Below are 12,166 nucleotides of genomic sequence, written 5' to 3' on the forward strand. Positions count from 1 at the left end.
CGACCTTTACGAAGAGGTCGTTTTTGATTTTTTAATCACTATTTCCACACGCCGATTTTCCTTCATGTGTTCATTTGTCTTGTTATCCTTTACCGGCTTTGTATCCGCATAACCGACAGCAATAAAGCGCTTGGAGGGAAGCTTCTCTTTAGACGTGAAGTATTGAATAACCCCACTCGCCCGTGCTGCTGATAGCTCCCAGTTCGACGGGTATCGGTATGTCGAAATGTTTCGGCTGTCTGTATGCCCCTCCACCTGAATGTCATTTGGAATGGTTTGAAGAAGAACGGCAATTTGGTGAAGAAGCGTTTCGGCATTTTTCAGCACCTTTGCCTCACCTGTATCAAACAGCACAGCCTCCTGAAGAACGAGCACGACACCGCGTTCATCCTGTTTGGCTGTCATTTGGGCCTTCAAATGATTGTCTTTTATATATGTATTTACTTTCTTGAGAAGCTGATCCTGCTGATCCTCTTGCTTCTTCGTATCAGATGGGGATGTATTCTTTTTTTCTATGGATGTTTGGTCCGGCTGAAGCCCGTTGCCTTCCTTCTGGATCGAGTCCACTGCTGCTTTAAATTTTTGCAGATCGATTTGGGACATCGAAAAGAGTAAAATAAAGAACACAAGGATCAAGGTGACCAGATCTGTAAAGGTTACCATCCAGCTGGACGAAGATTGACTGTTTTTTCCGCTTCCATTCCTTCTTTCAAAACGTTCTCTTCTAAGCTTCATGTACAGATCCCTTTTTTGTTTTTACTTGTTTTGGCTGTTTCTGCCATTCTTCCCGTGAGCTGAAAACGACCAGCTGGCTTTCAAGGTTGCGCGGGTTTTTTCCGGATTGAACACCGATAATCCCTTCCACCATTACCTGCTTGATGAAAATTTCACTTTCTGTTTTCTCTTCAAGCTTAGCCGCGATCGGGTTGAAGACCATATTTGCCAGTAATGAACCATATAAAGTCGTCAGAAGCGCAATGGCCATATTTGGTCCAAGCATATGCGGGTCATTTAAGTTTTTGAGCATCAGCACAAGCCCGACGAGTGTTCCGATCATTCCCCACGCCGGAGCGAATTCTCCCGCTTTTTCAAAAACACGCCGCCCTTTTCGGTGCCGTTCCTCCATTGCTGCGATTTCTGAATCCATGACGAGCCGAATCGTTTCTTCATCCCACCCGTCAATCGCTAAAAGCAGCCCTTTTTTCAAGAATGGATCTTTGATTTCCCGAGCCTGATCATCCAATGATAAAAGCCCGTGTTTTCGCGCGTGATCGGAAAGGGAGACAAAGGTTTTCACAAGATCTTTCACATTGTCTTCCTGGCGGATGAATGCCTGCTTTAACACAGAGGGCGCTTTTTTCAGCTCTCTTGGCGGAAAACTGATAAAAACAGCGGCGCAAAGTCCCCCTGTTACGATGAAGAAAGAGGTCAGATCAAGAAAAGAGCGGAAACCGCTTACTCCCGATCCCGAAATAATCCCGATAACAATAATAATCGTTCCTAACACAAATCCAACAGGTGTAAGATAATCAAAACGTTTCATCATTTCTCCCCATGAAAAAAGCAAGAATTCACCATAAAGGTGAAGCTTGCTCTTTGTTTTTCTTATGACTTGGTTGACTTTCTAAGCTCTATACGGTGCGGCAGTTCGACGATATGCTCTTCAACCGGCTCTTTATTCATGAGCTTCGTCAGCAGTCTCATCGCAACGGCGCCAATATCGTATGTCGGCTGAACAACTGTTGACAGCTGCGGACGAACCATGAGACTTAATCTTGTATTATCAAAGCCGATAATGTCGAGATCCTCCGGAATGGATAAGCCCTGATCCTGAGCGGCATGGATAATGCCGAGTGCCATTTCATCAGTTGCAGAAAGAATGGCTGTCGGTTTTTTATCCAGGCTCATCAGATGCTGCAGTGCTTCGAGTCCGGAATCATATGTGTAATCCCCTTCAGCTACAAATTGTTCATTAAACGGAAGGTTCGCTTCTTCAAGCGCACGTTTGTAGCCTTGGAGTTTTTTCGAACGGTTGATCGGTTCTGTCATTGGTCCGGAAACGAACGCGATGTCTGTATGTCCTTTATCAACCAAAAGCTTCACAGCATCATAAATCGCCTGTTCGTAATCGATAGCGACTGACGGTGTTTCCTCCTGCTCTTCTACAGAAGCGGCAAGTACAATCGGCACTGGGGAACGCTTAAATTCCGCCACATGCTCGTCCGTAATGTTTCCGCCCATAAACACGATACCGTCCACTTGTTTGCCGAGCATTGTGTTTAACAAGTGCAGCTCTTTCTCCATGTTTTGGTCAGAGTTGCTCAAAATAATATTGTATTTATACATTGTCGCGATATCTTCAATTCCGCGTGCAAGCTCTGAATAGAAAATGCTTGAGATATCGGGAATGATGACACCTACAGTTGTTGTTTTTTTACTTGCCAGTCCTCTTGCCACCGCGTTTGGACGGTAACCGAGACGTTCAATGGCTTCCAAGACTTTTTTCCTCGTTGTCGGTTTTACATTCGGGTTGCCGTTCACGACACGGGAAACGGTTGCCATGCTTACATTAGCTTCTCTCGCTACATCGTAGATCGTAATATTGCTCATCCTAAAACCACTCCTTTTACTGGATACACTTATCCTTATCTATAGCATAAACACTTTATGTAGAGAAATGTCATAATGTCCGAATTTATGTCGTTTATGATTTGTAAGCGTAAGTCAGTAGTGTACATTATTTTTCATTATTCATCAAATTTAATTACTTCTCATGAAATTATACACGTTTTTATAGATGATGAAAACGTATACTTGGTTTTTATAACTAAATAAACGAGAAAGCATAAAAAAAGGCCGCAGGCGCGGCCTTTTGGATTGTTCAATTAAGCGTTGACTTTCACCATTGGCTTCAGTTCATTCAGCCATTTTTCGAATTCAGGAATCGCCATTTGCTGAGCAGAGTCAGAAAGTGCGACTGACGGATCAGGGTGAACCTCAGCCATTACGCCATCAGCACCGATCGCTAAAGCGGCTTTAGCTGTCGGAAGCAAGAGGTCACGGCGGCCTGTTGAATGCGTAACATCAACAAAGACTGGCAAATGCGTTTCTTGTTTCAAAATCGGCACAGCTGAAATATCCAGCGTGTTTCTCGTTGCTGTTTCATATGTTCTGATTCCGCGCTCACAAAGGATAATTTGGTCATTTCCTTGTGACATGATGTATTCAGCAGCATTGATGAATTCAGAGATCGTTGCAGCAAGACCGCGCTTCAGAAGCACTGGCTTTTTCACTGCGCCGGCCGCTTTCAGCAATTCGAAGTTTTGCATGTTGCGCGCTCCGATTTGAATGACATCAATGTAGTCCAGCGCTTCTTCGATATGAGCCGGAGTTACGATTTCACTGATAACCGCCAGATCAAATTCATCCGCTACACGTTTTAAAATTTGAAGGCCTTCAACACCAAGCCCTTGGAAATCGTATGGGCTCGTACGAGGCTTAAAGGCTCCACCGCGCAAAATTTTAATCCCTTGTTTTTTCGCAGCTGCAGCGACTTCAGCTACCTGCTCATAGCTCTCTACCGCACATGGGCCGACAATGAATCTTTGCTGGCCGTCTCCGATTTTTTCGCCTTTGATATCAACAATTGTATCTTCAGGTTTTTTCTTGCGGGAGACAAGCAGCGCTTTGCTGTGATCTTCTTCCTGAAGCTCTAAACCGGCTTTGAATATCTCTTTAAAAATGTGCTGGATGGTTGAATTTTCGAACGGCCCGTCATTGTTTTCAATGATATTGTTTAACATTGTGCGTTCTCTGACAGGGTCAAATCGGTTGACACCCTGTGCTTCCTTCGCTTTACCGATCTCTTTTACAACATTTCCGCGTTCGTTGATTAGTTTTAAAATTTGTAGGTTTAATTCGTCTGCTTTCTGCCTTAAAAGCTCTAACTCTGTGTTGCTCATTTTTTTCATCCTTTCCCTGCACATTCATTTTTTATTTTGTAGTTATCATGCATCTTACTATAAGTAATTCCAAATGGAAATACTGAAATACAAAAAATTTTATAAAAACTCTACTTTATTACCCAAACGCTTTTAAGTGATAAAGTAATCTATGAAGCTATCCTACATGATGTGAGGGCAATGTTCAAGGGTTTTTTACAAAAAAAAGCGCCAGATGATATCTGGACGCTTTTTTCTATGACAAATGCTGCTCAATAGCGGCTTCTGTAATTTGTGAATGTGAGGTATGCCATTTCACTTCACCGTTCTGGATGATGAATATCTGAGGGCTTTCATGCTTGACCCCATATGTTTCTGCAATGAAATTTGACAGCGGCCGGGCTTCTTGTACTTGAAGATAGTAAGCCGGCACATCCTCATGCTGATTTGCAAAGGCATCAAACTCATGAAATGCTGCCTGGCTGATCGGGCATGTGGTGCTGTGTTTAAAGAAGACGAAAGCGCCTTCCTGTTCTGCAATCCGTTTAAATTCTTCCTCAGATTGAATAAGCTGTTTAGCCATGACTCAAGCTCTTCCTTCCCTGCTCAGCGATTCAACTGCTCAGCCTGTTTTTGTGCATCTTTCAGTTCGTCTTTTACATCTTCTTTCGTCTGGAGGACTTGATCTTTTGTTTCATCGGCTGCCTGCATCGCTTCTTCCCTCATATCTTGCATTGCAGTCGATGAATCCGTTTTGTCAGATTTGGAACGGTCTCTTAAATCCTTTACCTTGTTCATGATCTGCCCAGACTGATCCGCTACAAGCTGTGTGATGTTGGAAGTTTTGTCTTTTGCGATGCTGACATATTGCGTGCCTTTTTCCTTCGCATCTGCCGTCATTTTATCAGTTTTGTCCCGTAAAGCAACAGCTTGGCTGCCAAGATCGTCGCGAAGTTCTTTGCCTGATTTAGGCGCTAGAAAAAGAGCTGTAGTGGCACCGATGATTCCCCCGATTAAAGTTCCGATTAAAAAATCTTTACTATTAATTCCATCTTTGCTCATCATTATTCCTCCTCTTAGTATTTTTTTCTCTTATAGGGCTGATTTTTTCTTTTGCTTCCATTTCTCCCAAATTTCCATTGCTGCTTGACTCCATGTGACAACTTGATTGATCTTATCTTGATTTTCTCTAACTGATGCCGATACAGACCCTGCCGCTTGTTTCATGGATGTATTGAACTGCTGTACAGAAGTTCCCACTCCTTGAACAGCATGAACGACCGTATTCAGCTTTTCTGATTTTTCCTGAATATCTTCAGCCAGGCGGTTGGTCTTATGTAAAAGCTCGGCTGTTTCAGTTGTGATGCCCTTCATTTGTCCCTCCAGCCCTTCAAGAGTGGATGCGACGTTTTTTAGTGTCAGCTGCAGTGACTTCAATGTTTTAGACAAGTAGATCACTAATACGAGAAATGCAACTGCGATGAGTGCAACGCTCAAATAAAGAATAATAATCATCTCAAACCTCCTTGCTGCAGGATATACTGCTGTTTACCCGTTTTCTTCAATCATAAACATGTGTACTGGGCTGTATACATACTATTCTCCGTTATGTAAGAAAATCCTTTAATAAGCTTTTCCATCAGATAAATAAAAAGCAGTGAGATCACTGCTTTTTATTATGCCATGACGTTTTCGTAGGCTCTCATATATTTTTGGATATCTCCTGCTCCCATGAAGATGAGAACGGCTTTATCATGAGCTTTTAAAACAGATGTGTCATCTTCTTCAATCAGCTTGGCATTATGAATTTTTCCCTGGAGATCGCCGATCGTCAGCTTTCCGGCATTCTCACGGGCTGAGCCGAAAATATCGCATAAATACACACAGTCAGCGCCGCTCAGGCTTTCTGCAAATTCGTCAAGGAACTGCTGCGTCCGTGTAAATGTATGAGGCTGGAATACCGCGACAATTTCCCGATCAGGATATTTCTGTCTTGCCGCCTCAATTGTCACTTTTATTTCTGTCGGATGATGAGCATAGTCATCGATCAGCACTTGATCCCCAAGCTGCTTCTCATTGAATCTGCGTTTGACGCCCCCAAATGATTTGAGAGCATGCTTAATGATGCTGGAATCAATTTCTTCATAATGGCATAACGCAATGACCGCCAATGAGTTTAATACATTGTGGTGGCCGTACGCAGGAATATAAAACGTATCATAGAACGTATTGCGGACAAAGACATCAAAAGTTGTCCCTTCCGTGCTTTTTACGATGTTTCTGGCTTGAAAATCATTTTCTTCCCCCGTGCCGTAATACACAACCGGGACGTTCGCATGGATTTTCGGCAGATGCTCATCGTCTCCGCAGGCAATAATGCCTTTGTTGACTTGAAGAGCCATCTCTTGGAAAGCGTCAAATACATCGTCAATGCTTGAGAAGTAATCAGGGTGATCAAAATCAATATTCGTCATAATCGCGTAATCTGGCTGATAGCTTAAGAAATGGCGGCGGTATTCGCACGCTTCAAACACAAAGTATTCGCTGTTTTCATTTCCCTGGCCTGTTCCGTCTCCGATTAAGAAAGACGTCGGTTTTGCGTTTTGGATCACGTGAGCCAGCAGACCCGTAGTCGACGTTTTGCCGTGTGCGCCCGTAACGGCAACACTCGTGAATTTTTTCATGTAGTCGCCTAAAAACTTATGATAACGTATCACCGGAATTCCCTCAGACATCGCTTTTTCTATTTCAGGATGCGTGTCTGGGAATGCGTTTCCGGCGATGACTGTCATGCCGGGTTTAATATTTTCCGCGCTAAAAGGAAGAATCGTAATATTTCTTTTTTCAAGCGCTGTTTGCGTAAAAATAAATTTTTCGATATCCGATCCTTGGACAGTATATCCATTATCATGAAGTATTTGGGCAAGCGGACTCATACCGGTCCCTTTTATTCCAACAAAATGATAAACAGTCATAATTGTACCTCCAACAAACGTCTATCTGTTCCCCAGTATATGACGCTCATTTCAATTTGCGACCGCGGCGGCTGAAAAGCCTCCCTTAGCGGCGTATTTTATATGTTTTGTTATGTTTAGTATCAGGTTATTTCTTTCCGATTAAACCCAGATATCAAGATTTGTCTATGCACAGCTGCTGTAAAGCGGCATAGCTGTTAAATGCTCTAAACACTATCATACCATGTTTGGTGTGAAAATGAACCCATATTATTCGTTTATTAAATCACTTGCTGTGATCAGCACCTCCCGAGGCTTGCTTCCTTTTGCCTCAGAGATCATGCCTTCCGCTTCCATCATGTCGATCAGCCTTGCCGCACGATTGTAACCGATTCTGAATCTTCTTTGCAGGCTTGAAGTGCTCGCACTGTTTTGCTCTACAACAAACTCACACGCTTCGTAAAACAGTTCGTCCTCTTCTTTCAGGGCTGATCCTTGTCTTACGAGCTCTTCTTGTTCAAATAAATAGGTCGGCGGCATTTGGCTTCTGACGTGGGAAACGACGCGGTCGATTTCCCGGTCTGACACAAAGTTACCTTGCAGACGTACCGGTTTTCCCGATCCGTTTTCCAAAAAGAGCATATCCCCTTTTCCGAGAAGCTTTTCTGCACCGGCTATGTCAATAATTGTTCGGGAATCAACCTGGCTTGAGACAGAAAAGGCGATTCTTGTCGGGATATTCGCCTTAATCAGACCTGTAATGACATCGACTGACGGACGCTGAGTGGCGACGAGAAGATGGATACCGCACGCTCTGGCTTTTTGGGCGATCCGCGCAATGCTTTCTTCCACATCGTTTGGAGCCACCATCATCAAATCTGCAAGCTCATCAATAATGACAACTAAATACGGCAGCTTTTCACCCATTTGGTGTTCAGCGGTTAATTGATTAAAGCGGTCAATGTCGCGGACACCTGAATGGGCAAAAAGCTCATAGCGGCGCTCCATTTCCTCAACGACCCATTTCAAAGCAGCTGTAGCCGCTTTAGCATCAGTAATGACCGGGCTGACGAGGTGAGGAATTTTATTGTAAGGGGCCAGCTCTACCATTTTCGGATCAATCAGCAGCACCTTTACCTCACTCGGGTCAGCTTTATAAAGCAGGCTGACTAATATTGTATTGATACATACGCTTTTTCCGGAGCCTGTAGCGCCGGCAATCAAGCCATGCGGCATTTTCTTCAAGTCGATAACAACAGGATTTCCTGAAATATCTAATCCCAGCGCAGCTGTGAGCGGTGACTTGCTTGTCCTGAAAGCTGAGCTGCGAATCATTTGGCGCAAATCAACCACCTTGCTCGTGCGGTTCGGCACTTCAATTCCGATCGTGTTTTTCCCCGGAATCGGCGCTTCAATCCGAATATCTCTCGCTGAGAGACTGAGTTTAATATCATCGGACAAGTTGGTGATTTTATTCACCTTTACACCTGGTTCAGGATGCACTTCAAATCTCGTGACAGACGGACCCTGGGTTACATGGACCACATTGGCGCGGACATTGAAGTTTTTCAAGGTTAAATCAAGAAGCTGACGCTGTTCTTCGATCCACGCAGTATCATCTTGAACCTGCGCTGGCGGGACATCAAGCAGTGCAACATTCGGAAATACATAGCTGCCGCGGCGCTCCTCTGCTTTTTGCTGTTTATGCGTATCTCTTTTCAGCATCATCACATTAAAAGGAACGGATGGCCCTTTTTGAGAAGATGCGCTTTGTTCGGTCCTTTTCTCCTGTACACCAGGCCTTTTTTTCGGCTCTTCTGAAGCTTCGCGAGGTTTGTCTGCGCGAATTCCCTGCCGGTTTTCAAGAGTTGCAGAAAACGATTTGGAACCCTGCTCCATGTGTTCAGTTTTCCCAAGCTCTGTATGGCTGTCTGGCTGAACATCTATCTTCGTTTCCTGAGCCTCTCCCAGGATGTCATAATGATTATTTATTATGCTGTCTGATGGCTCTTCTGATTCTTTTGCCACAGTTTCTGCTTGAGCCAGAGCCTCTGATGAATACTCATGATCAGTAAATAAAGGCTCTTCCTGACGAATTTCCATTCGTTCTTCTTGAACGAACGGGGACTCAGCACCTTCTTCCGCGTTTTCATGATGATTGTATACTGGGCTGTCTGACGGCTCTTTTGCTTTTTCATCCTCAGATACTGCCTCTGTCTGAGATTCAGGAGCTGTTTGCTCTTCATCAAGTTCAGCGGAGAAAACAGGCTCTTCAAATTTCTCTGACTGCTGCTCCCTTTGTTCTTCCTCAGCCGTTGCAGGCTCTTCGCGGCCTACTTCACTGTCTGAAAGCCCTTCAGCCGCCGTATCTGTGAGCATCTCAGGCGGTGTTTGCTCTTCGGCTTGTTCAGCTGGGAAGAAAGGCTCCTCTTTTTCCGGCTGTTGAACGCCTGACTCAAATGGCACTTTGTTACCTGACGGCTCGGCTAGCCGTTTCGCCAGCGCCTCATCATGCTCCGTATCCTTTCTGTTTAAAACGCCAGAAGGCTGTTTTTCAAATTGGGTATCCGGGAAGAAAGGACTTTCTTTTTTGGAATGCGCCTGTGTGTCTGAAGCAGGATAGCCGCGTTCACGTTCGATCTCTTCTGACAGCAGTGTTACCTTCTCTTTTACCGATTTATCCGGTTCGTTCAATGTTTCAGAAGGCTTTTTCGGCACATCCTTTTTAACAGATGGTTTTTGATTGAATCCATAGACAGGCGAAGGGATATTTGTCGGTTTAAACGGTTTCTTCGCCGGCTCTGCTGCTTGATATGTATGCTGCTCTTCTTCATTTCTGGGACGCTCTCTGTAAGGTGCAGCACTTGGACGAGGCGCGGATTTCGGTTCGTCCGATGGTGTGCGGCGCCTTCTCAGGTCATGATTTTTGTATCCGTCAGGCACGACTGGAAAACGGAATTTGCCTTTTGGATATTCATAATATATTTTAGGATCTTCCAATCTTTTTAATTGTCCTTCAGGATGATGTACTTCTTGTTGCTGCGGAATTTGAGCGGGTTTTGTCTCCCGTTCAGCATCCTCTTCGCTTTCGCCTAAAAACAAATCAAAAAATTTATGAAGCCAACTCATAATTTATCTCTAACTCCCTTATAGTTTTCTGGGACGGTTTTTAGTATACCACTGCTGGTCGGCCCAGAAAAGATTAAGCTATCAGCAGAAACAAAGCCGCTAAACAAGGGCTTAGCGGCTTTTCACATGATTCGTTTTTTTTGGCGGATTTATGGGAGTCTAAAACTGAAATGCGTCTCCCGCCTCATAGTCTCCTTCTAACACAAGGATTCCTTTTTCAGCAGGGGCATCCGGCAAATCAAGCTCTTTCGCTGAGCAGATCATCCCGCTTGACGGAACGCCGCGAAGCTCTGCATCCTTAATGACAAGTCCGCTAGGCATCACAGCACCGACTTTGGCAACGACAACTTTTTGGCCTTGGTCAACGTTAGGCGCGCCGCAGACGATCTGAAGCGTTTCTTCTCCTACGTTGACTTTACATACGCTTAATTTATCCGCATTCGGATGTTTTTCTTTTGATTCTACATAACCCACAACAAACTTCGGAGATAAATCAACGACTAATGTTTCTTCAACGCCGTTTCTGTTTAAAATCTCATTCACATCTTGCACGAATGTTTCTGAGAGCGCAACAGGGCCGTTTTCATCAATGGTCAAGTAAGAAGACGCATTGAAAATGTTGAAGCCCGTTGTTTCTTTTGTTTCGTTATTGAAAATTTTGACGACATCGCCGTGTTTTTCATAGCCTAATTGTTCGCGTGTCACATCTTGAAGAGAGATCAGGAGCGTGTCTCCCACACCTTCTTTATTATAAAAAGCGTTCATAAGTAAAAATCCTTTCTAATCCTTTTTCGGACGGCTTTTCGCCAGGATAAACACCGGTTCCAGCTTTCCTTCATTGTACAAAAATGATAGGGCGGTAATCGGGACGGTGCCGCCTGCAAAGAAGCTCATCGACATTTGTCCTAGAATATCATACCCCGATTCATTTCGGATGTCAGCAAGAATCAAAACGTCCTGATGAGGAACAGAGATCGCCAGCTCACCTTCTGCATGCTGCTTATATTCATTTAAGATCGCTTCGTTCAATATCCGGCTTGCGTCGTATCCGTCGTTTGCCCTGAAGAAATAAAAGTAATTGCCGGCAACCGTATCCTCTTTGACAACCGTCGGCAGGGAACGGAGATTAAATGCGGCCGTCTCTCTGATCCGCTCTTTTGTCCAGTTTTCTTTCTCAAGCATGCGCTGGTCAATTAAACGGTAGGTTTTCCCGAGATCTAGCGCGTAATAAATTCTTGTCTCTGCGGTATGATCGTCATAAATGAGCGGGATATCTTCGCTGGACTTGTCCGGGAAGGAAGTCGAGCGGATGACCGGATAAATGCGAGTTTCTTTCCCGGTCATTTCCTGAGCCTTCCCTTCCATTGCCGTCATCGCTTCGGAGACATAGTACACGATCTCATCAATGGCTTCGTCTTTTTTCAGTTCCCATTTTGCAATAATCGGCGGTAAATCGAGCGTAATCCCTTTTTTAGTCGTTTGATCCTCAACACGGAGGGTGTCTTTTTCTCTGTCAAACAGAAAGGAGCGATTCTCGTGCTGAAGGCGCTGTTTCAGTATATCTGACAGCTTCCTTGAGGTCATTTTCAAACCGATGTCCTCCTTTACGCTTTAGCGAGAGAGTCTGTTAAAAACTGTTCAATTTCTTCTTTTGTTTTGCGGTCTTTGCTCACAAAACGATTTACTTCTTTTCCTTCATTAAACACCACAAAGCTTGGGATTCCGTAAATTTCCCACTCTGCACATGTATCAATGAATTTGTCACGGTCTACGTAGTAGTAGGTGAATTCAGGAAAATTCGCTTCCAGTTCAGGCAGGAAAGGCTCTACAAAACGGCAATCCGGGCACCAATCGGCTGAAAACATAAATACAGCCCAATCATCCTGTACCGCTTTTTCCAACTCTTGAGTTGATTCAATTTTTTTCATTTCATATCCCTCCAGTTGTTTAAGTTCTTACATGTTTTTTATCGATACTCGTTCATTTGGATCATACCAAACTGCTTGAGGCAAAACCACTTATATGCAACGAATGAATATGTAAGATTGGCTTTCCCATTATCATTATCATATTTTATTTGCATTATCAAGCTCGTTTCGTTTAACATCGTGTACATGAAGGTGAAATTTACAGATGGATATA

The 12,166-nt window shown here is 44.1% G+C and carries 13 protein-coding genes; all 13 read right to left on the reverse strand.

The genetic code is table 11. The features are described from left to right. Positions 1–6: 6 nt before the first annotated feature. Positions 7–735 (reverse strand): flagellar motor protein MotS, encoded by a 729-nt coding sequence (gene motS / locus AC07VD_RS12660; protein WP_134981893.1) that lies wholly within the window; start codon positions 733–735, stop codon positions 7–9. Further along, positions 725–1,543: a flagellar motor protein MotP gene (motP, locus tag AC07VD_RS12665; RefSeq protein ID WP_014477672.1), complete on the reverse strand. Its 819-nt coding sequence runs from the start codon at positions 1,541–1,543 to the stop codon at positions 725–727. The genes motS and motP overlap by 11 nt, the downstream gene beginning before the upstream one ends. 62 nt (positions 1,544–1,605) lie before the next feature. Next, complete coding sequence (gene ccpA, locus AC07VD_RS12670) at positions 1,606–2,610, reverse strand: catabolite control protein A (protein ID WP_017695488.1); 1,005 nt, start codon at positions 2,608–2,610, stop codon at positions 1,606–1,608. A gap of 275 nt (positions 2,611–2,885) precedes the next feature. Beyond that, positions 2,886–3,962, reverse strand: a complete 1,077-nt coding sequence (locus AC07VD_RS12675) for a bifunctional 3-deoxy-7-phosphoheptulonate synthase/chorismate mutase (RefSeq protein WP_003223454.1) — start codon at positions 3,960–3,962, stop codon at positions 2,886–2,888. 235 nt (positions 3,963–4,197) lie between these two features. Next, positions 4,198–4,524 (reverse strand): bacillithiol system redox-active protein YtxJ, encoded by a 327-nt coding sequence (ytxJ, locus tag AC07VD_RS12680; RefSeq protein WP_014480571.1) that lies wholly within the window; start codon positions 4,522–4,524, stop codon positions 4,198–4,200. Positions 4,525–4,547: 23 nt separating this feature from the next. Then, a complete protein-coding gene (locus AC07VD_RS12685; protein ID WP_004398549.1) occupies positions 4,548–5,003 on the reverse strand; it encodes a YtxH domain-containing protein in 456 nt (151 codons plus the stop codon). A gap of 30 nt (positions 5,004–5,033) precedes the next feature. Next, on the reverse strand, positions 5,034–5,456 hold the full coding sequence (locus tag AC07VD_RS12690; protein WP_024572894.1) for a DUF948 domain-containing protein: 423 nt from the start codon (positions 5,454–5,456) through the stop codon (positions 5,034–5,036). A 161-nt stretch (positions 5,457–5,617) separates the two neighbouring features. Then, positions 5,618–6,916 (reverse strand): UDP-N-acetylmuramate--L-alanine ligase, encoded by a 1,299-nt coding sequence (gene murC, locus AC07VD_RS12695; protein ID WP_003229274.1) that lies wholly within the window; start codon positions 6,914–6,916, stop codon positions 5,618–5,620. Positions 6,917–7,165: 249 nt separating this feature from the next. Beyond that, on the reverse strand, positions 7,166–10,024 hold the full coding sequence (gene sftA, locus AC07VD_RS12700; protein ID WP_494721769.1) for a DNA translocase SftA: 2,859 nt from the start codon (positions 10,022–10,024) through the stop codon (positions 7,166–7,168). A gap of 159 nt (positions 10,025–10,183) precedes the next feature. Then, positions 10,184–10,789, reverse strand: coding sequence for a YtpR family tRNA-binding protein (gene ytpR, locus AC07VD_RS12705; protein WP_003229269.1), 606 nt, complete (start codon positions 10,787–10,789; stop codon positions 10,184–10,186). Between the two features lie 15 nt (positions 10,790–10,804). Then, positions 10,805–11,614, reverse strand: a complete 810-nt coding sequence (locus tag AC07VD_RS12710; protein WP_009967991.1) for a DUF1444 domain-containing protein — start codon at positions 11,612–11,614, stop codon at positions 10,805–10,807. 14 nt (positions 11,615–11,628) lie between these two features. Continuing rightward, positions 11,629–11,952 carry a thioredoxin family protein gene (locus AC07VD_RS12715; protein ID WP_024572891.1) on the reverse strand — a complete coding sequence of 108 codons (324 nt, stop codon included), beginning with the start codon at positions 11,950–11,952 and terminating at the stop codon, positions 11,629–11,631. Between the two features lie 38 nt (positions 11,953–11,990). Next, positions 11,991–12,107: a hypothetical protein gene (locus AC07VD_RS12720; protein ID WP_494721768.1), complete on the reverse strand. Its 117-nt coding sequence runs from the start codon at positions 12,105–12,107 to the stop codon at positions 11,991–11,993. Positions 12,108–12,166 lie beyond the last annotated feature (59 nt).

Source organism: Bacillus sp. GW821-FHT01G09 (genome assembly GCF_059422205.1).